Source organism: Bacillus nitratireducens (assembly GCF_001884135.1).
GTDB lineage: Bacteria > Bacillota > Bacilli > Bacillales > Bacillaceae_G > Bacillus_A > Bacillus_A nitratireducens.
On sequence record NZ_MAOC01000027.1, the window covers coordinates 38,361 to 61,025 of the forward strand.

The 22,665-nt window shown below is 31.9% G+C and carries 18 protein-coding genes, 2 pseudogenes, 1 riboswitch and 1 other annotated feature (1 of these 22 cut by a window edge); of the genes and pseudogenes, 17 read left to right on the forward strand and 3 right to left on the reverse strand.

The window, feature by feature from the left end:
- The first annotated feature begins 68 nt into the window (after window positions 1-68).
- The 6 genes and pseudogenes from BAU23_RS11400 (at window position 69) to BAU23_RS11425 (ending at window position 7,929) form a co-directional block, all read left to right on the forward strand.
- Window positions 69-647, forward strand: a complete 579-nt coding sequence (locus BAU23_RS11400; RefSeq protein ID WP_016129573.1) for a cysteine dioxygenase family protein — start codon at window positions 69-71, stop codon at window positions 645-647.
- 177 nt (window positions 648-824) lie between these two features.
- Window positions 825-1,676: a Cof-type HAD-IIB family hydrolase gene (locus BAU23_RS11405; RefSeq protein WP_000766369.1), complete on the forward strand. Its 852-nt coding sequence runs from the start codon at window positions 825-827 to the stop codon at window positions 1,674-1,676.
- Between the two features lie 352 nt (window positions 1,677-2,028).
- A pseudogene (locus tag BAU23_RS11410) lies at window positions 2,029-3,815 on the forward strand (ATP-binding protein).
- A 186-nt stretch (window positions 3,816-4,001) separates the two neighbouring features.
- Window positions 4,002-6,128: a peptidoglycan D,D-transpeptidase FtsI family protein gene (locus BAU23_RS11415; protein WP_033670436.1), complete on the forward strand. Its 2,127-nt coding sequence runs from the start codon at window positions 4,002-4,004 to the stop codon at window positions 6,126-6,128.
- A 77-nt stretch (window positions 6,129-6,205) separates the two neighbouring features.
- Window positions 6,206-6,495 (forward strand): annotated as a pseudogene (gene lepB / locus BAU23_RS11420) (signal peptidase I).
- Between the two features lie 255 nt (window positions 6,496-6,750).
- The gene (locus BAU23_RS11425; protein ID WP_000981095.1) at window positions 6,751-7,929 is read left to right on the forward strand and encodes a macrolide family glycosyltransferase; all 1,179 of its coding nucleotides are present in this window, start codon (window positions 6,751-6,753) and stop codon (window positions 7,927-7,929) included.
- A gap of 49 nt (window positions 7,930-7,978) precedes the next feature.
- Here the strand turns inward: BAU23_RS11425 and BAU23_RS11430 are convergent, their stop codons facing one another.
- Complete coding sequence (locus BAU23_RS11430) at window positions 7,979-8,662, reverse strand: aspartate/glutamate racemase family protein (RefSeq protein ID WP_002076097.1); 684 nt, start codon at window positions 8,660-8,662, stop codon at window positions 7,979-7,981.
- Between the two features lie 150 nt (window positions 8,663-8,812).
- Window positions 8,813-8,928, forward strand: a riboswitch (SAM riboswitch).
- Window positions 8,929-9,067: 139 nt separating this feature from the next.
- Here BAU23_RS11430 and BAU23_RS11435 point away from each other — a divergent pair.
- From BAU23_RS11435 to BAU23_RS11450, 4 genes are all read left to right on the forward strand, one after another.
- Window positions 9,068-9,616, forward strand: a complete 549-nt coding sequence (locus BAU23_RS11435) for an ECF-type riboflavin transporter substrate-binding protein (protein ID WP_001038270.1) — start codon at window positions 9,068-9,070, stop codon at window positions 9,614-9,616.
- A 10-nt stretch (window positions 9,617-9,626) separates the two neighbouring features.
- Window positions 9,627-11,327, forward strand: a complete 1,701-nt coding sequence (locus BAU23_RS11440) for an ABC transporter ATP-binding protein (protein WP_016129569.1) — start codon at window positions 9,627-9,629, stop codon at window positions 11,325-11,327.
- The gene (locus tag BAU23_RS11445) at window positions 11,320-12,120 is read left to right on the forward strand and encodes an energy-coupling factor transporter transmembrane component T family protein (protein ID WP_016129568.1); all 801 of its coding nucleotides are present in this window, start codon (window positions 11,320-11,322) and stop codon (window positions 12,118-12,120) included. The genes BAU23_RS11440 and BAU23_RS11445 overlap by 8 nt, the downstream gene beginning before the upstream one ends.
- A gap of 135 nt (window positions 12,121-12,255) precedes the next feature.
- Complete coding sequence (locus tag BAU23_RS11450) at window positions 12,256-12,354, forward strand: YjcZ family sporulation protein (RefSeq protein ID WP_000007808.1); 99 nt, start codon at window positions 12,256-12,258, stop codon at window positions 12,352-12,354.
- 103 nt (window positions 12,355-12,457) lie between these two features.
- On the opposite strand, the gene BAU23_RS11455 is transcribed toward BAU23_RS11450, so the two are convergent.
- Entirely contained in the window at window positions 12,458-13,777 is a 1,320-nt protein-coding gene (locus BAU23_RS11455; RefSeq protein ID WP_002076130.1) for a sensor histidine kinase, read from the reverse strand.
- 47 nt (window positions 13,778-13,824) lie between these two features.
- On the reverse strand, window positions 13,825-14,706 hold the full coding sequence (locus BAU23_RS11460) for a protein kinase (protein WP_000651938.1): 882 nt from the start codon (window positions 14,704-14,706) through the stop codon (window positions 13,825-13,827).
- Between the two features lie 126 nt (window positions 14,707-14,832).
- On the opposite strand from BAU23_RS11460, the gene BAU23_RS11465 reads away from it, so the two are divergent.
- The 7 genes from BAU23_RS11465 (at window position 14,833) to BAU23_RS11495 (ending at window position 22,477) form a co-directional block, all read left to right on the forward strand.
- The gene (locus BAU23_RS11465) at window positions 14,833-15,351 is read left to right on the forward strand and encodes a GrpB family protein (RefSeq protein ID WP_000348750.1); all 519 of its coding nucleotides are present in this window, start codon (window positions 14,833-14,835) and stop codon (window positions 15,349-15,351) included.
- A 109-nt stretch (window positions 15,352-15,460) separates the two neighbouring features.
- Window positions 15,461-15,991, forward strand: coding sequence for a hypothetical protein (locus tag BAU23_RS11470; protein ID WP_000411450.1), 531 nt, complete (start codon window positions 15,461-15,463; stop codon window positions 15,989-15,991).
- Between the two features lie 12 nt (window positions 15,992-16,003).
- Window positions 16,004-16,678 (forward strand): response regulator transcription factor, encoded by a 675-nt coding sequence (locus BAU23_RS11475; protein ID WP_001186132.1) that lies wholly within the window; start codon window positions 16,004-16,006, stop codon window positions 16,676-16,678.
- The gene (locus tag BAU23_RS11480; protein WP_000594479.1) at window positions 16,675-18,093 is read left to right on the forward strand and encodes a HAMP domain-containing sensor histidine kinase; all 1,419 of its coding nucleotides are present in this window, start codon (window positions 16,675-16,677) and stop codon (window positions 18,091-18,093) included. The genes BAU23_RS11475 and BAU23_RS11480 overlap by 4 nt, the downstream gene beginning before the upstream one ends.
- Before the next feature lie 145 nt (window positions 18,094-18,238).
- Window positions 18,239-19,228, forward strand: coding sequence for a zinc-binding dehydrogenase (locus BAU23_RS11485; protein WP_000644504.1), 990 nt, complete (start codon window positions 18,239-18,241; stop codon window positions 19,226-19,228).
- A gap of 273 nt (window positions 19,229-19,501) precedes the next feature.
- Window positions 19,502-20,101, forward strand: coding sequence for an undecaprenyl-diphosphatase (locus BAU23_RS11490; RefSeq protein ID WP_001011952.1), 600 nt, complete (start codon window positions 19,502-19,504; stop codon window positions 20,099-20,101).
- A 237-nt stretch (window positions 20,102-20,338) separates the two neighbouring features.
- The gene (locus BAU23_RS11495; protein ID WP_000549367.1) at window positions 20,339-22,477 is read left to right on the forward strand and encodes a penicillin-binding protein; all 2,139 of its coding nucleotides are present in this window, start codon (window positions 20,339-20,341) and stop codon (window positions 22,475-22,477) included.
- A 186-nt stretch (window positions 22,478-22,663) separates the two neighbouring features.
- Window positions 22,664-22,665: a binding site (T-box leader), on the forward strand; it runs 255 nt beyond the window's last position.

Sequence of the window (22,665 nt, forward strand, 5' to 3'; positions counted from 1 at the left end):
CTCAATTGTAAATTTTTAGCGGGCTATTTAGTATGGAAGTGTGTGAAAAAGAGTGGAGGAGGATGCTTATGTTAACGAGTAATGGAAGTAAAACGTTTCAAACATTTATTAAATCTATAACGGATTTAATTGATAGTAATTTATTAGAAGATCAAATTGTTTGTGCGATTGAAAAATTACTAGAAGAACTTTTAGAAAAGAAAACATGGCTTCCGTTAGATAAACAGAAGGCGAATTCGGCTCAATATGCACGACATTTACTGTATGAAGATCCATTAAAACGTTTTGAAGTATTAGCTCTCGTATGGAAAGGGGGACAATCTACACCATTACATGATCATGATGGCACATGGGGAGTAGAAGGCGTTTTTTCAGGAAGGATAATGGTACAGAACTTTATACAAACTAAGCAGCTTGAAAATTCACTTGTTCATTTAACCCATACAGGAAATCTTTATTTGGGAGAAGGAGAAACAGATAAAGTCATTCCACCAGCTGATTGTCATATTCTTAAAACAGCTAAAAATGAAAGCGTTGTCACAATTCATATTTACGGAAAACGTTTAGAAAAGTTTAAAGTATATGTCCCAACTGCAGAAAAGAATGTGTATATGTGTGAGACAAAATATATTAGTTATAGTTCATAGTTTAAAATCAAAAGCTTTTCTTTAAAGAGAAAAGCTTTTGATTTTATTTTTAATAATTTCTTGACCTGAAACGCTTTTCATAAATTATAAATAAGGAGTACTTCATGAGATCAGTATGAAAACGATACCTTTTGTTTATTATGAACTCGTGCATTTATAGAAAGTGGTGAAGAAATAATGAAATTAATCGCAATTGATTTAGATGGAACTCTTCTTTCCGGGAATAAAATGATTAGTAAAGAGAATGCAGAAGCAATTCGAAAATGTCAGGAAGCGGGTCATGTTGTAGCAATTTGTACAGGACGTTCTATCGTCGATATTGAACGATTGTTGTTAGAAGTTAATTTAGAGTGTCCCATTATTGCGGAAAATGGTGCGCTTATATATAAAGATAAAAAAATGATGAAGAGATATCCAATTCAAAATATGCAGGCACTTGAGATTGTGAACTATCTTGAAGAGAATGGTTTATATTATCAGCTTTATACTGATAAAGGTGTGTACGTACCGGATTATGGAGTAGAGAGTGTACGTAATGAAATCGAGTACGTGAAGAATTCGAATGAAAATTTCGACTTGAAAGAGTTAGAAACGATTGCAGCATTATATCTTGAACATACAGCATTTCATAGTGCAGAAAGTTGTAAACCAATTGTAGAAACTGATATACATGTGCATAAGCTTTTACCATTTTCTTATGACATAGAAAAATTAAAAAAGTTAAAAGAAACGTTTCTGCATAATACTGATTTAGCAATTACATCTTCCTATTGGCATAATTTAGAGATTAATCATCGAGATGCTCAAAAAGGAAATGGATTATATACTTTAGCAGAACACTTGAATATTCCAGTTGAAAATACTGTAGCGATAGGTGATGGTCTAAATGATGTTTCCATGATGGAAAAAGCAAATATATCAATTGCAATGGGGAACGCAGTTGAAGAAATAAAAGTGATGTGTCAATACGAAACTTTATCAAATGAAGAACACGGTGTTGCACATGCTTTATATAAATATGTAATGTAAATATAAAAAGAAAAAAGAATCCAAATGGATTCTTTTTTCTTTTTATTAGGGGTAAGGTATTCTATGAGATTCATAGAAGCCTTATTACATTTTATTATATAGAATATATTGGAATAAATGTTTATATTTTTCATAATAATTGTGAAAATTTTATGAACTTTATATTTTTTGTATTTTTATACTGCTGCTAGCAGCGCGTAACACTCCCATATTATTTTCTGTTTTTAATTGAAAAATAGAATTTGTTCGAATAATTATTCTATAGCTATATACCTAGGAGCACTTTCTTCGTATAATGAAGAAGTATGAATTTTGAATTTGTATAAATTTTACATATAGAGGTGAAAAAGGAATGAATGCGCGGCTAATGGAACTTATTGATGTGAGTACAATAGAAACCATGGCAGAACAATTTTATAACTTAACCAACATATCACATCAACTTCTTGATGCTGAAAACGAATGTATATTTTCATTTGGAATTAATGAAATGAAAGTATGTAAACTTCCCAAAATCGAAATCCCCCTTTTCTTATACAATCAATATTTAGGATCTTTTGTTGTATGGTCCAAACGAAGCGAAATTTTCAATTGCCAAAAATATTTTGAAATGCTTTCTAACCTCATTATAGATGGGGTGAAAAAAGCAGTTCAAAGTAAAAATACATCGTTACTTTCTCGAAAAGAGGAAGAACTACATACGATCTTACAAAACATGCCTGTTATGGTTGATGCGCTTGACTATAATGGAGATTTTGTTTTGTGGAATCGAGAATGCGAGATTGTAACAGGTTATACTGCTGATGAAATAATTGGGAATCCAAACGCTCTTCAATTACTGTATCCTGACCATAATTATCGCCATCAAATACAAAATAAATTTTTGACTCGTGGAAAAAATTTTAGAGATTGGGAAATGAGTTTAACATGTAAAAATGGTGAAATTAAAACGATAATGTGGTCCAATATATCTGAGCAGTTTCCTGTAACAGGATTTAGTTACTGGGCTGTTGGGGTAGATATTACACATTTAAAAGCGATAGAAGGGCAATTAAAACAACAAACGTCTGAATTAGAATTAATTTTTAAAGCTTTACCAGATTTATGTTTTTTAACAGAAGACGATGGGACAATTATAGATTATAAAGCAGGATCTCCTACAAAATTTTACGTACCCGCAGAAGCTTTTATGGGAAAAAAGTTTTACGAAATATTACCGTCTCCAGTAGCACAGCAATTTCAAGAAGCAATTCGCCAATTGAAAGAAGAAGGAAAGAATGTAATTGTAGAATATCCTCTAACAATTAATGGAAGCATCGATTTCTTTGAAGCTAGATGTTTACCATTATTACAAGATAAAATTATGATCATTGTCCGCGATATTACAGAGCGGAAAAAGGCAGAAGAATTGCTAAATAAATCAGATACACTTGCAGCAATTGGACAATTAGCAGCCGGTGTGGCTCACGAAGTGAGGAACCCACTAACGGTAATAAAAGGGTTTATTCAATTATTCCAAATTAACAAAGAAGATCAAGAAAGATATTTTGACCTTATGCTTTCTGAAATCGAGAGAATTGAAGTGATCCTTCAAGAGTTTTTATCGATTGCTAAAACAGATGAAATCTCAACTGAAGAGAAAAATATTTATCAAGTATTTAAAAATGTTGTTTCTTTAATGAACACAAAAGCAATTATGACGAATATTCAAGTTGAGTTATTTGCAGATTCCGACGAACTAGCTATTGAATGCTCCGAAAATCAATTGAAACAAGTATTTATTAATATTTTGCAAAATTCAATCGAAGCAATGCCTGATGGTGGTAAGATTTCTATTCATATGAAAGAAATAAATGAAGATGGCGTAATTATAGCTGTAGTCGACGAAGGCATAGGAATACCAGAGGAAAGAATAAAAAGATTGGGTGAACCTTTTTATAGTACGAAAGAAAAGGGGACAGGAATTGGATTGATGTTAAGTTACAAAATTGTTGAAAGTCATCAAGGAACCATAAGTATTATGAGTGATGTTGGTGTTGGGACAACTGTAACTATTTTTTTACCAAAAATTCAAAGTGCAAATATAAATCCAAGAGTAAGGGTAGATGTATAACGCTTCGTTCTATTTCTAACTCTTAATAAATTTAATATGCGATAAGAAAGGGCTTAGTGAATACTAAGCCCTTTCTTATCGCATATTTTTATATTAAATTTAGTAAACTTTACCTTTTCTTAACTATTTTTTAAATTACTATTAAGTTTTTAATATTATATTGATATTTATATATTTTAATGAAAGTGTGGTTGGAAGGAGATTATTACGTGGTGAAAAAGAAAAAAGAGAAAAGTGGTAGAGCACTACCTATACGGTTAAATATTTTATTCTTTTGCGTATTTTTATTATTTTCTGGAATTATAATCCAGTTAGGTAAAGTGCAAATTTTCGATGGAGAAACATATAAGAATGAAGTAGAAAAAAGAGAGAATGCAACTGTTAGTCTGACAGTACCACGCGGCAAAATTTATGATCGTGAAGGGAATCCAGTAGTGGACAATAAGTCTTTACGTACGATTACATATACAAAGGTGAAAGGTGTAAAATCGGAAGAAATGCTAAAAACTGCAAGACAACTTGCAGAAATAATTGAAATGCCGCAAGAAGATATAGATAAGTTAACCGAGACGGATAAGAAAGATTTTTGGATGCAATTAAATCCAAAACTTGCTGAAAATCTAGTATCTAAAAAAGAAATAGATACATTTAGAGAGAAGGATATTAGCGGTAAGAAGCTAGATAAAAAAATAGAAGAGTTAAAAAGAAAACGAGTTACAGATAAAGATCTTCAGGAATTAACAGCAAAAGACATAGAAGTGTTAGCTATTAAAAGTAAAATGACTTCAGGTTATCAAATGGCGCCACAAATTATAAAAAAAGATGTTAGTGAAAAGGAATTTACAATAATTAGTGAAGGTTTAGCGAATCTCCCAGGTGTAGACGTATCGGTTGATTGGGAGAGAGTTTATGTAAATGATGGACTATTCCGATCCGTTCTTGGAAATGTTTCTAATGCCGATGAAGGATTACCAATTGAACGATTAGATTACTACTTGGTACGTGATTATAGCCGAAATGATAGGGTTGGAAAAAGTTATATCGAGCAGCAATACGAAGATGTACTTCATGGTACAAAAAAAGAAGTAAGAAGCGTTGCTGATAAACAAGGTAATACAATTAGAACAGAAACAGTTTCTGCAGGGAAAAGCGGCAAGAATTTAACGTTAACAATTGATATGGAATTACAGAAAAAAGTAGAAGAGAGCATAGAAAAAATATTAAAGGCCTATAAAGGTTCAGAATCGATGTTGGACCGTGCTTTCGTTGTAATGATGAATCCGAAAAATGGTCAAGTATTATCAATGGCAGGGAAAAAGTTAGTAGAAAAAGACGGGAAAACAGAGATTGAAGATTATGCTTTAGGTACAATGACAAGTTCATATGAGCTTGGATCAACTGTTAAAGGTGCAACAATATTGACTGGTTTCGAAACGAAAGCTATAACACCAGGTACTTATTTTTATGATGCACCTATGAAGTTTAAAGGTACTAAGGAGAAGAAGTCTTGGAAAGAGTTTGGAAATATAGATGATTTAAGAGCGTTACAAGTTTCTTCAAACGTGTATATGTTTAATACAGCATTAAAAATTGCAGGTGTGGATTATGTGAAAAATAGTTCATTAAATATTAAACAGGAATACTTTGATGAAATGAGGTATTATTTCAGGCAATTTGGATTAGGTGTTCCAACAGGCATCGATTTACCGAATGAAACGGCTGGACAAATTGGTAAAAAAGATAACCAGCCAGGTTTTTTATTAGACTACTCAATTGGCCAGTATGACACGTATACACCGCTTCAGCTTGTACAGTATATTTCAACAATCGCAAACGGTGGATATCGAATGAAGCCACAAATTGTTCAAGAGGTTAGAGAGCAAACCGCTCAAAAGGATGAAATCGGTAAAGTGGTGCATGCAATAGAGCCCGTTGTTTTAAATAGAATTGATATGAAAGAAGAATATATCAATCAAGTAAAAGAAGGATTTAGAAGAGTATTCCAAGAAGGGGATGGAACGGGAGTAAGGGCGTTCCAAAAAGCACCATATAAACCAGCTGGCAAAACAGGAACTGCACAGACTGTATACGGTGGAGAAAGTGATATTGGGAGAAATGAGAAAGGCGATCGTAGAGAATGCTATAATTTAACATTAGCAGGATATGCGCCATATGATGATCCAGAAGTAGCATTTTCCGTTGTAGTACCATGGGTTATAGATGATAAGTCTGGTATTAACTCTGATATTGGAAAAGAAGTTTTAGATGCTTATTTTGATTTAAAAAATAAGCGATTAGCTGGCGAAGTACCAAAAATAGATGACTCTAAAGAGAATTAAAATATACGAAACGTCTCTAGCAATTATATGAACTAGAGGCGTTTTTTACATACGAATAGATTAGAAATGAGGTATATATAAAGCAATTGATTCTAAAAGATTGGAGAAAAATATGTAGCTATATTTTAATTATAATAGGAATTATTTTTATTAATAAGTCATTTTTATTTTGTATGGTAGAAGGAATTTCGATTTTTCAAACTGTAGAGAAATGAAAGTTCCCACGCATAAATTATTTGTGTTAGTTGAAAATCGAAATCATAGTAAAGATAGTAGGAATACGCTTGGACTAATTGATGAGTCACATATAATAGGTAAAGTAAAAATGGTATATTATCCATTTGATCAAATAAAATGGTTAAAATAATTCTATTAACTATTCACGTTTTATAAAATAATTCATATATTGATAGCATAGGACAAGCAGAAAAGCTTATCCTAACCTCACAGAACACTCCTTATCACAGTTAGGCATCTACTTATGTAGATGCCTTTTCCGATGTCTGATAATTATTTATCAACCTAAAGTAGTAAGTATATTGGGACTATTAAGGGAAGATTGCTTGTAATAATAACAGTACGATTAATAAGAGAACATTGACTTGTAAGGAGTGAGAAATAAGTGATGAATATTTTAATAGTTAATTTTCCTGCAGAGGGACATGTAAATCCTACATTAAGTTTAGTAAAGGCCTATACTGAAAGAGGTGATAACGTACACTATATTACAACGGAAAGCTTTAAGGAAAGGCTTGAAGTTTTGGGAGCTATTGTACATACTCATCCGGATTTATTAAAGGAGATTTCTATTGATAATGAAACTTCATATGGATTAAAATCTTTCTTTCATGTACATGTTCAAACTTCTTTATACATATTAGAAATTACGAAACGATTATGTAAAAGCATTAATTTTGATTTCGTAGTTTATGATATATTTGGTGCTGGAGAGTTAGTAAAGGAATATTTACAAGTTCCAGGCATAGTTTCCTCTCCTATATTTTTAATTCCACCAGTATTATTGGAAACCTTGCCTTTTCATCCAAATGCAGAAATACAATTCCAACCCGATGAACTCTCTGAAAAGTTACTGTATCAAATGGAACATGAATTTGGAGTAAAGCCCAAAAATAATCTTCAATTTATGCATAATAAGGGAGATATTAGTCTCGTGTATACAAGTCGTTATTTTCAACCTAATAGCGATTCGTTCGGAGAAAACAATATTTTTATTGGACCGAGTATTATAAAGCGCAAAACAAATGTAAAGTTTCCACTTGAATTGCTTTCAAAAAAGAAAGTTATTTATATTTCAATGGGAACACTTCTCGAAGGGCTCGAACCATTTTTTAATACTTGTATTGATGCTTTTTCAAATTTCGAAGGGATTGTAGTAATGGCGATCGGTGATAGAAATGATATTTCAAAAATTAAGCAATCGCCAGACAACTTTATTATAACCCCTTACGTACCTCAATCAGAAATATTAAGTGAAGCAGATGTTTTTATTACACATGGTGGAATGAATAGTGTGCACGATGCAATCCATTATAATGTCCCATTTGTGATAATACCGCATGATAAAGATCAACCTATGATAGCGCAAAGATTAACTGAGCTTGAGGCAGCACATAGATTATTGAAAGAGCATGTTAATGTGCAAACTTTAAAAAAGGCAGTAACAGATGTTCTTTCAAATGAAAAGTATAGACATGGCATTCGAAAATTGAATGAAAGTTTTTTAGAGTGTGGTGGTTCCAAAAGAGCCATTGCAGTTATTGATGCTCTTTTAAATAAATAGTTCGGACAATATAAAAGCATAGAGGCTCTACCTGTATGCTTTTATATTATTATCCAGCAAATTGTACAGCAGTATTTGCATGTAAAAAAGCAGTATCAAAAACAGGAACAGTAAGGTCATTTTTGGAAATAAGCAATGGTATTTCAGTACAGCCTAGTAATATTCCTTCCGCACCATTTTGAATTAATGAATTGGTAATTTGTATTAGTTTTTCTTTTGATGTTTCTGAAATAATTCCTCTACTTAATTCATTTAATATGACGTGATGGATAAAAGTTCTTTCTTCGTCATTTGGGATAATTGTCTCAATGTTATATTTTGCTAGTCGTGATGTATAAAAATCTTGTTCCATCGTTTGTTTCGTTCCTAATAATCCGATCCGTTTTATATTCTGTTCTACCATTTCTTTAGCACTTACATCACCGATATGAAGAAGTGGGATTGATATTGCTTGTTCTACTTCCTCAGCAAATAGATGTACAGTATTAGAACACATTAGTAAACATTCAGCTCCTGAGTTTTCTACCTTTTTTGCTACCGTGACTAATTCATTTTTCACTTCTTCATATTGATGGTTTTGCAATAATGTAGTTACCTCCCCAAAGTCCATGCTATATAAAACAAGCTTCGCATTTTGATTATATTTAGAGAGAGTAAGTGTATTAATATGTTTATAGTACAATGATGTTGATTCCCAACTTAGTCCGCCAATTAAGCCAATTACTTTCATCATGCATTCCTCCCGTAACAATTTCGAATTCATTATTTCACAATTCCGATAAGAATACAATGATTTAAATGAACTATTTATCGAAAAATAAAAATAGTAAGAAAAGTATTGAAATTATTTGTTGTTAGTGCCATAATACAGATTACAAATACATACTTATCCAGAGAGGTAGAGGGAACGGCCCTATGAAACCTCAGCAACCCCTATGTTATTACATAGGAAGGTGCTAATTCCGCAGAGGACACTATGTGTTTTTTGAAAGATAAGGGGATTCTTGTACGTGAAAGAAAATGACCTCTTATTTAAGAGGTCATTTTTTGTTGTATAGAAAGGAAGTGTCGATGCATAATTCATTTTCAAAATAAATATAGAGTATTAAAAGTTGAATAATACGAGAGGGGAATTGTAATGAACAAATTAACGACAAAGCTAGTAGTAGCTATTGGAATTGGAGCAGCTTTATACGGGGTATTAGGGCTTTGGGGATTTTCTATCGCACCGAATACATTTATTAAACCCGCATTGGCTATTTTAACCGTTTTTGGAGCATTATTTGGCCCAGTAGCAGGACTTTTAATAGGACTCATCGGTCATTCCGTTACAGATACGATCGCTGGTTGGGGTATTTGGTGGGGATGGGTTATTAGTTCAGGTATTATTGGTTTTGCAATGGGACTCATACAAAAAAGAGTTGGTTTTAGTGTAAAACATGGAACGTATAATAACCGTGATATTTCTTATTTTGCAATTACAGGGTTAATCGGTATTGTCATTGCTATTATATTTGCTGGGGCATTCGATATTATTGTGATGGGAGAACCGTTTGACAAAATAGTTATACAAGTACTAGGCGCAACAATTGCAGACGTTATCGTATTTTTAGTTCTTGGCTTACCAATCACGATCGGCTTAGCGAAATCAAATAAGAAACATACACATTTAAAAATTGAAAAGTAGGGATGAATACATGCAACCAATTATTTCTTTTGAACAATTTACCTTTCAATATAGGCATGCCACGCAGCCTACTTTAAAAAATATTACATTTCAAATATATCCTGGGGAAAAGGTACTTATCGCTGGACGAAGTGGTTCAGGTAAGTCAACATTAGCTCATTGTATAAATGGACTAATCCCATTTTCTTACGAAGGGATAAGTACCGGTAACATTTTAATAGCTGGAAAGGATCCGAGAAAAGGTAGTGTTTTTGAACAGAGTAAACACGTAGGGACAATATTACAAGATCAAGATTCACAATTTATAGGCCTTACTGTCGAAGAGGATGTAGCATTTGCATTAGAAAACGATTGTGTAAATCAAATAGAAATGAGAAAGATTGTTACGGATTCTTTAAAAAAGGTAAGCATGCAGGACTTTCATACACAAAGTCCGCATGAATTATCAGGAGGTCAAAAACAGACAGTCTCTCTTGCAGGTCTGCTAACGACAAATGCAGATATATTATTATTTGATGAACCGTTAGCTAATTTGGATCCTGCATGTAGTTTGAATACAATAGAACTCATTAAAAATATAAATGAGAAATATAATAAAACAATTGTAATTATTGAACATCGAATAGAAGAAATTTTAAACCTTGATTTAGATAAAATTATTTTAATAGATGAGGGAGAAGTTATTGCCATTGGTTCACCAGATAGTATTTTAAATTCTAATATATTACCAAATATCGGAATAAGAGAACCTATTTATATAGAAGCGCTAAAGAAATTAAATTTTGACAGTAACAATGTTAGGGCATTTCCAATTAAAAATCTTCGTAATGAAGACGTTCATAGCCTATTAAAGAACTGGATGCAGAAGCAAGATTCATCAAAAAACAAATATATTAAAAAAGCCTTATGCAAGATAGAAAATTTATCTTATACGTACAATAACAAACATACAGCCTTAGAAGATATCAACCTTTCAATAGGAGAGGGAGAAATAATAGCGTTATTGGGTCATAATGGAGCAGGGAAATCGACATTAGCTCATACTCTTATAGGAATAAATAAAACAAAGAATGGGAGAATAACATTTGATGGAGAAAATATAAATTCTTGGTCTATTCGTAAACGCGGGGAAATTATTTCTTACGTTATGCAAAACCCAAATCAAATGATTACACAGCCTACTGTTTTAGAAGAGGTTTCATACTCATTAAAATTAAAAAAGGTTTCTAAAGATGAGATTGAGACAAGAGTCGAAAAAGCTTTAAGAATTTGTGGATTATATCCATTTCGTAACTGGCCAATTCAGGCATTAAGCTATGGACAAAAAAAGAGGCTTACTATTGCATCTGTACTTATAACAAACCCAAAACTTATTGTATTAGATGAGCCGACGGCTGGACAAGATTATTACCATTACAAACAGTTTATGTCGTTTATTAGAAAACTGGCTGAAAGGGGCATATCCTTTATTATTATCACACACGATATGAATCTTGCTTTAGAATATGCAGATCGAGCGGTAGTTCTGCATGAAGGGAAAATTATTGCGGACAATACTGTATCTGCTGTTTTAGGGGATCAACGAGTGTTACAAAGAGCTAATCTACGGGAGATTTCATTAATAAAACTAGCTAAATTAAGTGGAATTTCAACTCCAGAAACATTTGTAAAACTTTACATTGAGGCTAATAGGAGGGAGGAATATGCATAATACGTATTTTTATCGTATGGATGGTGCAATTAAATTATCTTTATTTATATTTTGTATGACACTTACTTTTTTATTTTTTGATTTTCGTATATTGCTAATTTTATTTATTGTTGGATGTAGCGGCCTCTTAATTGCAAAAATTCAATTGCGTAAAATTATAGTTATTTTCAGCGTTATATTTACATTTAGTTTATTAAATTCCGTTATGATTCTTTTCATTACGCCCACCCATGGATCGGAATTAACGGGATCGTATACCTCTTTTTTTTATATAGGTTATGCAACAATTACATATGAAACTTTATTTTATGCAGCTACACTTTCATTGAAATATTTTACGTTATTACCATTTACACTTCTTTTTATTTATACAACTCATCCAAGTGAATTTGTGAGCAGCTTAAATAAATTTGCTGTTCCTTATAAAATTACATATGCAATAAATATTGCACTACGTTATATACCAAGCATTCAATCTGAATATATAATCATTAGACACGCACAGGAAGCAAGAGGCGTACCTTTTGAAAAAGGAGAAGCGAGCTTGTGGATTCGTATGAAAAACCGTGTTTTAATTTTTTGGCCACTTATTATTCATTCATTAGAAAGGATTGATACTGTTTCAAATGCAATGGATTTAAGAGGTTTTGGAAAAAAGGATAAACGAACGTGGTACTATGCAAAGGACGCACAAAAGGAGGATTACATCACACTTTTTGTTGGTATTATCATTTTGGTTATTGCAGTTTACTTAAAGCTGAATGTATTCCAAAGTTTCTGGTACCCATTTTAAAGCGCTCTCAATAGAGTGCTTTTACTAATTTTTATGAAGACATGCTCAAAAAAAGGAGATACACATACTGTATAATACGAACCAGTTAAAATGATCAACTACCTATTAGTTTTCAAACCAAAAGGAGGAGAAAATATGAGTTTCGGTGGTTCTTGTGGTTTTGGTGGAGGTTTCGCTTTATTAGTTGTGTTATTTATTTTATTAATTATTGTTGGATGTAGCTGTTGGAGCTAAGGGTACTAATTTCTAATTAGTCTCTTCTAAATGTAAACTAAAAAAACATAGTAGATACGTTTTGTATCGAAATAAATGAAAAAGGAGCTTAATAGCTCCTTTTTCATTTATTATACGAAATCTCCTCATTATTGCATTTAGGTAAAGTGATAGTTAAGGTAGTTCCTTTATTGATAACACTTTGGATTTTCAATGTGCCTCGCATCGTTTCGATAATTTTTACAGCAACCATTGTTCCTAAACCAGTACCTTTCGTTTTTGTACTAAAATATGGTTCGCCAAATCGATTAATTTGCTCTTGCGACATTCCAATTCCACTATCTTCAATCCGTATTATGACCTTATTATTACTAACAGTTGCAGAAATAATTAGGTTACCGCCACTTGGCATTGCTTCTATACTGTTTTTTATTAAATTTAAAAAACATTGATGGAAGTGCTGTGTATTACCAATAATTATTCCTTCAGAGAACTCTTGTGTAATATTAATATTATTCATATTACATAAAGGCAATATCATTTTTATAACTCGATGTAACTCGTGCTCCACTGAAATACAGTCTAGTTTTTCTGAAGCGGGTTTGGCAAAAGTTAAGTAATCATCAATAATTGCCTGTGCACGATTTAATTCTTCAAGTATATGTTCAATATACTCATCTCTGGATTGTTGGGTTATATTGGGTGTTTTTAAAAGTTGTGTAAATCCTTTTACAACCGTCAAGGGGTTCCGTACTTCATGTGAAATACTTGCAGCGAGTTGACTGACAATCTCCATTTTTTCAACTTTTATTAATTTTGATCGCATGCATATTGCATCTTTTAAAACTTCATTAAAATAGATCATAAATAATATTAAAATAGTTGGTAATAGAATGAAATAAATAATGTACAAATTATTCACTTCAAAATCCGATAGAGTTAACACAATTACTGTTGTAAACACTGCAAGGAAAAAAGTTAAAAACATGGATGAAGCTACTTTCATTTTTCTATTGTATGTATTAAATTTTGATGATGCGAATGCTGTAATTATTAACATCGTTCCATACACAAGGATTGTTAACAAGCTAAAACCATAAAACATAAAACGTGTTATTAACAAAATCATGAGTAATGCAATACCGACAGGAAATCCACCATAAAGTGTACCAATTAAAAAGGGGATTTGTCTTAAATCGTGAATACAATTTTCATCCATATAGATGGGGTATCGCATACATAAAATTAGTGGGATGCTCGTACAAAGAATGATAAGCAGTTTCTTATATTTCTTCCTAAAGTATCCACTATCATAAATAAAATAAAAAACAAATATACTACTTAAAATATATAGAAGATTATTTAAAACATTTTGATTAATGTAAACAAAGTTCATAATACATGCCCCGTTATCCTGAATTTCAATCCCATATGTATTATACATTAAAAAAGTACAAGTTTTATATACACATTTTATAATGTATGTAGTTTTTATAGCTTTTCAGCGTTATATACTTTTAACCATACATTATTAAACTCTTCCATTGACGCATAGCGCTCACTACGATTTTCATTTATAGCACGGTATGCGACTTCATATAGGCCTTCACTAGCTTCCCATTTCATAAAGGAACGATCTTGCCCGCCACCTAATAGTGCGAAAGCCATAGCCCCCATATTAAATACATTCGTTTTCCCGTCTATTATAGCATTAAGTTGAAACTCTTCAGGTGACATAAAACGAGATGATCCCCACATTCGCCCCATCTTATTTACATACGGTTTGTTACTGTATAAATCAATATCACAAATTTTTGTTTCATTAGTTTTAAAGTTGTACAAAATACTCCCGTCATAAAAATCAATAGCTACATAGTTTTTTTGTTCAACGTAAGCATGGAAATTAAAAATAGAATTTAATGAAATTAGCCTATTTTTAACGGATAATTTCTTATATTTATAAAATGGTGAGTTAGGATCATTATATTTTGCTGGGGGTGGGAAACTCCAGTGCGGGTGAAGACATTCACCGTCAAACCAATCAAAAATTAAAACATATCCATGTTGTACAGGGTAGTGATCGATTAAATTTATAAGAGAAACATGTTTTAATTCATTGTATATAGTAACTGAGCTTTTTAATCTTTTTATAGCTTCATTTGTAGAAGCATTATATGCGAGTGTTTGTGCTCCTGCATATTTAATAAAGTTCTTTTTCCCATTCTTTTCAACACCAAAACTTATATTACCGGAATCTTGTTGGTCAAAAACCGCAAATACTGTACCTAGTTTTGTAAGCCAATCAAAATTATGATGTTTTTTTAGTTGGAATGTTATAGTATCTAACTGAATTTCAACTGGAATATCTTTCATAATTCACCTCAAATTTAATATAATTAAGTTGTCCATTACAGTATTCGACATATTTTGTGAAATCCCTATGTTTATAAACTTAAATTTTATAGATATAATAATGTGCAGTTATAAGGAGGAAAGAATATGGATGGAAAAATCATAATTAAACCGTACCAACAATATTGGCATACAGAGTTTTTAAATGAAAAAAATAAAATTGTGCCGTTACTCCATGAAGAAATTATTGCTATTGAACATATAGGAAGCACAGCCGTAGAAGGGTTAGGGGCTAAACCTCTTATTGATATGATGATCGGCGTAACAAATTTACAAATTACCGAAAATTGGAGGGAAGACCTAGAAGAAATTGGCTATGAATATGTTCCTAAAAAAACACCTAATTGGCGTTTTTTTAGAAAAGGGAAATGGAGAGCTGGTACCCACCATTTACATGTCTATATTTATAATAGTGAAGAATGGAAGAACAACCTTTTATTTCGAGACTTTCTAAAAAATCATGATTGGGCACGTGAAGAATATAGAGTGTTAAAAGAGATGCTTGCTGCTTCATATCCTTTTGATCGTGTTTCATATACAAATGCAAAAGCACCGTTTATTTGCAACATATTAGAATTGGCCAAAAAGGATATAAACAAAATATAAGTAATTTGCAGATTCTCATTTTATTTTAATCTTTCTCTCATGTTATTCTCTCTTTTACTTGATACACTGCTGATTATAGAGCTTTTGAGTCAAAAGGGGATTAAATAAAATGGAGAAGATACTAAGAAATAAATATTTTCATATGTACGTTAAAATAATAGGAATCACTATCATTATTTGCAGTGTGGAATTACTATTTATTAATGTTTTGTACGGGAACTTATTAAATGTTCAATGGTTAAATAAGAAATTAGGATCTATTGGTGAATATGGTGCAATTATAGCTGCATCATTATGGTTCTTACGTCAAATATGGTTGTTTTTAAAGAAGAGAAATATGCACGGATTTAAAATAATTAAAGAGCTGTATCTTTTTATAAAACAGTTTCACGTATTAATTGGATGCGCTGTAATAGCTGTTGCGACAACTCACGGTGTTTACTTTTTAATAAAAGGAAGTCGGCATATTTTACTAATATACAGTGGTATATTTTCTCTTTTTACATTAATAGCATTAGGGATTGCAGGATTTGTTTTACAGAAATCTAATCAGAAAACAAAATTGAAGATGTATCGAAAAGTACATCAATTCATTGCGGTTATATTCGCAATAGGATTAATTATTCATTTAATCGTATAGGAGGAAGTATCGTTGCAACAAATACTAATTATTGAAGATGAAGAAAGTTTAGCGGACTTTTTAGAATTGGAATTAAAGTATGAAGGATATAAAGTAGATATACAATTTGATGGACGAAAAGGATTAGACGCAGCACTTGAAAAGAATTACGATCTCATATTACTTGATTTAATGCTACCAGGATTAAATGGGCTGGAAGTATGTCGGCGATTAAGAGCAACTAAAAATACACCTATTATCATGTTGACTGCTCGTGATAGTATTATGGATCGTGTGACAGGGTTAGATAGTGGGGCTGATGATTATCTTCCAAAACCGTTTGCGATAGAAGAACTTTTAGCACGTATGAGAGTTATTTTTAGGCGCGAAGAAAATACAGAGCAGAAACACCCATCATTTCTTACGTTTAAAGATCTACAGCTTCAGATTGAATCTCGAACTATAACTAAAGGAAATGAAGAAATTGAACTTACAAATAAAGAATTTGAGCTATTATTTATGTTTATGAAAAATATTAATCGAGTTCTTACCCGTGATATTTTACTGGATCAAGTATGGGGATATGATGCAATGGTCGAGACAAATATAGTCGATGTATACGTTCGTTACTTACGTAATAAGTTACATAGTGTAGATAAGGAGGAGTATATCCAAACAGTACGCGGTGCTGGATATATAATGAAATGATAAAGAATATTATGTACCGGATTCGAAATCTACCTATAAAGTGGAAATTAACACTTTGGTCCACTGCACTCGTATTCATTTTATTTATTCTGTATAGCACGTTACAATTCATTGTTATTAATAAGTGGACTATAGATTATGAACAGAAACAAATAAACAGACAAGTGACAGAAATAGCGGCATATTTTCAAGATAAAAATGATACGCTCTCGAGCAAAACATTTGAAAATAGTAAAGAATTTCTAAACAACATGATCGATAAGCATCAAATGATTCGTATTATAGGAAATGACGGAAAACCTATTGTCACCGTTTCGAGAGATTTTAATGAAATGTGGATAGAACCCAAAATGGTTACGCAAGATGAATCATTTATAAAAAGACATATAGAAGATCGAATATTAGTTGAGCGTATACCCATTCAAACAAAGAAATTTACTGGAACTATTGAGCTTGCGAAAAACTTAGAGACATTTGATCATTTGTTAAAAATAATTTTAGTAGTAATGGCTATTGCAGGAATATGTGGATTAGTGTTTAGTTTTTTAGGCGGAATACTTATAACGAAAAAGCTTTTATCGAGTGTTCAGAACATAACAGAAACGATGAAGCGTATTAAGAAAAATGGACTAAATGAAAGGGTTCCAGTACGAGAAAATAATGACGAACTTGCAAAATTATCGATTCTTTTTAACGAAATGATGAATGAAGTAGAAACTTCTTTTACACAGCAAAAACAGTTTGTAGAGGACGCATCACATGAATTAAGAACACCATTAACAATTATTCAAGGGCACTTATCGATGCTAAATCGATGGGGGAAAAATGATCCAGCAGTATTGGATAAATCCCTTCAATCCAGTTTAAAAGAAGTAGATCGATTAAATAAATTAGTTTCAGAACTGCTAGAGCTATCAAGAGCGGAATCAGAACAGATGCATCCTATAGCATCTGAACAAGTCCATGTTAATAGCGTATTAAAACAAGTTACACAAAACTTTGCAATGCTGCAAACTGACTTTCAATTTGATATGAAATTGGATGCAGATGAAGCGTATGTTTCAATACCATCATCTTACTTAGAACAAATAATCATTATTGTAATGGATAATGCAGTGAAATATACAAAAGAAGCTAATAAGTATATTTGCATTGAATCAAGTATGCGGTCAGGAAAAATTAAAATCCGAATAATAGATCATGGGACAGGAATACCTGAAGCAGATTTACCATTTGTTCTTAACCGTTTTTATAGAGTCGATAAAGCGAGAAGCCGAAAACAAGGTGGAAATGGGCTAGGTTTATCAATTGCAAAAAGGCTTGTAGAAAAATATAACGGAGCTATTCAATTAGAGAGTAAAGAAAACGAAGGAACAATTGTTACAATTACATTTCCTGATACTACACATGAATAGTTAAAGGTAAAAAATTCTTTTTGAAAATACTTTTTAAAAGGAGGAATACATTTTGTATTTCCTCCTTTTTTGATGCTTAGTAATCAAATTATTTTATTTATTTCGATATTTAAAGTACATTGAAAGGATTAAGGGGGAATAATTAATGAAAGCTATTGTACATCAACATAAAAATGGAATAGAAGGTTTAAAATATAAATTTTCACCTGAGATAACACCTAATGTTGGGGAAGTTAAAGTGAGATTAAAAGCAGCAGGTTTAAATCATCGTGATTTATTTATAATGAATAATAGAAAAAATATGGAATTACCTTTAATTTTAGGATCAGATGGTGCAGGTATTGTTACGGAATTAGGAGAGGATGTTTCAAATATCGCACTACATACAGAGGTTATAATAAATCCTAGTATTGGCTGGAATAATACTCATGAAATACCAGAGTTACCTGAAGTACTAGGCGGACCAGCCGATGGAACGTTTGCCGAATATGTTATTGTGCCGGCTGAAAATGTAGTAAAAAAGCCATCTTATCTTACGTGGGAAGAATCTGGTGTATTATCTTTATCGGCATTAACTGCATATAGAGCGCTTTTTACAAAAGGTAGATTAAAACCTGAAGAACATGTCCTAATTCCGGGAATTGGCGGTGGTGTAGCTACTTATGCTATGTTATTTGCTAAAGCAATTGGAGCAAAGGTAAGTGTTACTTCAAGGATAGAGGACAAAAGAAAGGCTGCAGAAAACTATGGTGCAGACTTTTCATTTAATAGCTCTGGTATTTGGGAAGAGTGCCTACATGGAGAAAAAGTAGATTTAATTATAGATAGTATAGGTCCGGCGACTTTCTTGAAATATTTTGATGTATTAAAACCAAACGGAAGAATTGTTAATTTTGGTGCAAGTTCAGGGGATAAAATTGAATTACCGTTACGAGCATTATTTTATAATCAAATCGATATTATGGGAACATCAATGGGGAGCTGTGAAGAATTTAATGAGATGGTTCATTTTATAGAGAAACATAATATTAAACCAATTATTGATAAAGTATATCCAATTGAAGAAGCAATCCAAGCTTTAAATCGAATGCAGCAAGGAGAACAATTCGGTAATATTGCCCTTCGTATGGAATGAAAATATGATTTCGTTTACAGTATATTTAAATGAACATGTTAAGTATTATATTCATGCATAGAGTGTTTATCATACTATTTAAAATGTTTTACAATCTTTATACATACTTAGCTCTTGTAAATAGTTACACGATTGTCAAATGAATAGTAATAAAATGAGAATTAGATGAGAAAAGTTTAAGCCCATTTTCATATTGATGTTGTATACTGTGTAAATCAAGAACACTTGTATCTTTATTTAAAGTACAATGAGTAATAATAAGGAGAGAGTACTATGAATTTCACAGTATTTCAATGGATTAATAACTTTGCTGGATCATCCAAGCTATTAGATACGCTAATGATCGCTATTACAAATAGTGTTCCATATGTAGCTATTCTATTCATGCTTATCCTATGGTTCAATAATGGAAAGAAAGAGAATGCAATTAGAAAACAATATACAGTGTTATATACGACACTTTCAGTCAGTATTGCATTATTAGTAAATGTTCTTATACATGCGGTATATTACCATCCGCGTCCTTTTATAACACATCATGTAAATCAATTAGTACCGCATGCAGCAGATTCATCATTTGTAAGTGATCATTCTGTGCTTGTATTTTCGATTGCTTTCGTATTTATTCTTAGAGGAGAAAACCTTAAATATATCGCGTTAATATGGGCAATATTAGTAGGTGTATCACGCATGTACGTAGGCGTTCATTATCCTCTAGATATACTTGGTGCTGCGTTCTTAACATTTATTACAAGTGGATTAGTAATGCAAAGTGCACGTATATTTGAACCGTTAGCAAGTTTTATTTTTAAAATGTATGCACTAGTAGCAAAACGGGTGCCTTTTTTAGCGAAATATAACCATATAGCTTAATCTGAAGAACCTACAAAAAGTAGGTTCTTTTTATTTGAAATTTCTTAAATTTCACTTACCGTATTTTTTATTTTTAAAAGATAAATTAATAAAAAACAAGTAGTAACATAGCTAGTTTTCTTATAGTTATAGAGGAATTACTAAAAAAACTTCGAAAAATATAGTATCTAATATAATAAAGAACATATCTAGTAACACATCTTTGCATTAATACATTGGAAAAGAAAGGAGATAAATATGCATAAACTTCAAACGAATAAAGGCGCTCGATATATGATGATTGCTTTTATTGTTTTGTTTCTTACTATGCTTTTACGCATATTTTATATTCAAGCGGTAGGAGTCGTGCATGATGTTAATGTAAAGGATCTTGCGAAGGAGCAACAAAACATAAATGGAGTTTTAGAGGCAAATCGCGGGACAATTTATGATCAAAACGGTAAAGTATTAGTCCAAGACTCAACGACATATCGCATCGTTGTAAACTTAAAAGGAAAAGATAAATTAAAAGATAAAGAAGATACTGCACAACGTTTAGCAGATGCGCTTGAAATTGATAAAGAGGAGATCATGAAAAATTTTCATGAAGGACGTACGCAAGTTGAAATTGGTAAAATTGGACGTAACTTATCTAGAGAAGCGAAGGAAGAAATTAAAAATTTGAAAATACCAGGTGTATCGTTTACAACAGAAAAAGCCAGAGTATACCCAAATGAAGATTTCGCCTCGTATATACTTGGTTTTGCAAGACCAGACGATAAAGGTAATGCGGTGGGGAAGTTTGGGCTTGAAGAAAGTTTAGATAAATATTTGCGCTCTACAAATGGTAATGTTTCATATGTAGGTTCACGAAAAGGAATCCCACTTACAAATGATATAGGAAAAGTAGAACCTGCTAAAAATGGGAACAACGTATACCTTACATTAGATAAACAAATTGATAGTTTTTTAGAAGAAGCGATGAATAAAGCTGAGCAACACTATGATCCTTCTATGTTAGTAGGTATTATAGCAGATCCAAAAACCGGGCAAATTTTAGCAATGTCTAGTAAGCCTAGTTATAATCCTAACAAAGGAGACATTGAATATTTTTTAAATGATCCAATTGCGAACGCATATGAGCCAGGGTCCACAATGAAAATATTCACATTAGCTGCCGCAATAAATGAAGGTGTATACAACGGAAAAGAATATTTCCAATCAGGAAAGTACGCAGTTGGTTCAGCAGAAATCAAAGATCATAATGGCGGATATGGATGGGGCTCAATTACATTTGATGAAGGGTTTGAAAGGTCATCAAACGTCGCCTTTTCTATTTTAGAAGACCAATTACTGAAACCAAATAAATTTAAGCAATATATGAATAAATTTGGGTTCAATCAAAAAACAGGTATAGATTTGCCCGGAGAAAGTAAAAATACATTATTGTTAAATACTCAAATTCAACAAGTTACTACTTCTTTCGGCCAAGGATCTACTGTAACTCCTATTCAAATAATACAAGCAGCCACAGCTATAGCAAATGATGGGAAAATGATGCAACCTTATATTGTTGATAAGGTTGTAAATCCAACAAATAAACAAGTTATTATGGAAAATCAACCTAAAGAAATTGGGAATCCGATAAAAAAAGAAACATCAGAAAAGGTTAGGGGCTTAATGGAGCGAGTAATAACTTCATCAAAAGGAACGGGAACGATGTATAAAATTGATGGGTATTCAATTGGCGGTAAAACAGGAACAGCGCAAATCCCTAATCCTGAAAATGGACGATATATGGAAGGGAAAGAAAATTATATTTTTTCTTTCTTAGGGATGGCTCCGATTGATGATCCGCAATTAGTTGTATATTTAGCTATTAAACAACCGAAATTAAAGGGCGATGAGTACGGCGCTCAGCCTCTTTCTGAAATTTTTAAACCAGTTATGAAAAATAGTCTAGAATATTTAAAAGTGAAACCATATACAGAAAAACAAATGACTGATGCAACGAAGCAGGCTGAAATAAAAGTACAAAATTATGTGAACCAATCGATAGATACAATAAAAAATATTATAGAAAAAGAAAAACTTCAGCCAGTATTATTAGGAGAAGGAAAGATAATAAAACAATATCCGCAGCCTGGCGAAATAATGAGTGAAGGAGATCGTATATTTCTAGTAGGGAATAATGTGGAAATGCCTAATTTAAAAGGTTGGTCAATGCGCGATGTTATGTATTTCTCCAAGCTTCTGAAATTAGATTTAAAAACAATAGGCACAGGGTATGTAACCGGGCAAAGTATTGAAAAAGGACAAGTTATACAAGAAGGAGCTACTTTAAAAATAGATTTAGAACCACCTCTAGAACCATTAGCAGAAGCAAGTGCAGATTAATATAGAATTTCGAAAGAGCCTAGAACATAATGGGCTCTTTTTAATAAAATTACAAGCAATTTCACGCACCGTATTTTGTATTAAATAAAAAAACACAAAAAATTATAAGGGATGCTCCGTTTTAAAAAACAGATTATTCTTTTAAATTATTTACAATATAAAACCTCTATGATAATATGGATAAAATT

Bases quoted from the DNA above. Each gene is read 5' to 3' on its own strand.
- BAU23_RS11435 (WP_001038270.1), top strand. From the start codon at position 9,068: ATGAACAAATTAACGACAAAGCTAGTAGTAGCTATTGGAATTGGAGCA.
- BAU23_RS11470 (WP_000411450.1), top strand. From the start codon at position 15,461: ATGGAGAAGATACTAAGAAATAAATATTTTCATATGTACGTTAAAATA.
- BAU23_RS11465 (WP_000348750.1), top strand. From the start codon at position 14,833: ATGGATGGAAAAATCATAATTAAACCGTACCAACAATATTGGCATACA.
- BAU23_RS11445 (WP_016129568.1), top strand. From the start codon at position 11,320: ATGCATAATACGTATTTTTATCGTATGGATGGTGCAATTAAATTATCT.
- BAU23_RS11485 (WP_000644504.1), top strand. From the start codon at position 18,239: ATGAAAGCTATTGTACATCAACATAAAAATGGAATAGAAGGTTTAAAA.
- BAU23_RS11490 (WP_001011952.1), top strand. From the start codon at position 19,502: ATGAATTTCACAGTATTTCAATGGATTAATAACTTTGCTGGATCATCC.
- BAU23_RS11400 (WP_016129573.1), top strand. From the start codon at position 69: ATGTTAACGAGTAATGGAAGTAAAACGTTTCAAACATTTATTAAATCT.
- BAU23_RS11440 (WP_016129569.1), top strand. From the start codon at position 9,627: ATGCAACCAATTATTTCTTTTGAACAATTTACCTTTCAATATAGGCAT.
- BAU23_RS11430 (WP_002076097.1), bottom strand. From the start codon at position 8,662: ATGATGAAAGTAATTGGCTTAATTGGCGGACTAAGTTGGGAATCAACA.
- BAU23_RS11455 (WP_002076130.1), bottom strand. From the start codon at position 13,777: ATGTATAATACATATGGGATTGAAATTCAGGATAACGGGGCATGTATT.
- BAU23_RS11460 (WP_000651938.1), bottom strand. From the start codon at position 14,706: ATGAAAGATATTCCAGTTGAAATTCAGTTAGATACTATAACATTCCAA.
- BAU23_RS11480 (WP_000594479.1), top strand. From the start codon at position 16,675: ATGATAAAGAATATTATGTACCGGATTCGAAATCTACCTATAAAGTGG.
- BAU23_RS11495 (WP_000549367.1), top strand. From the start codon at position 20,339: ATGCATAAACTTCAAACGAATAAAGGCGCTCGATATATGATGATTGCT.
- BAU23_RS11450 (WP_000007808.1), top strand. From the start codon at position 12,256: ATGAGTTTCGGTGGTTCTTGTGGTTTTGGTGGAGGTTTCGCTTTATTA.
- BAU23_RS11405 (WP_000766369.1), top strand. From the start codon at position 825: ATGAAATTAATCGCAATTGATTTAGATGGAACTCTTCTTTCCGGGAAT.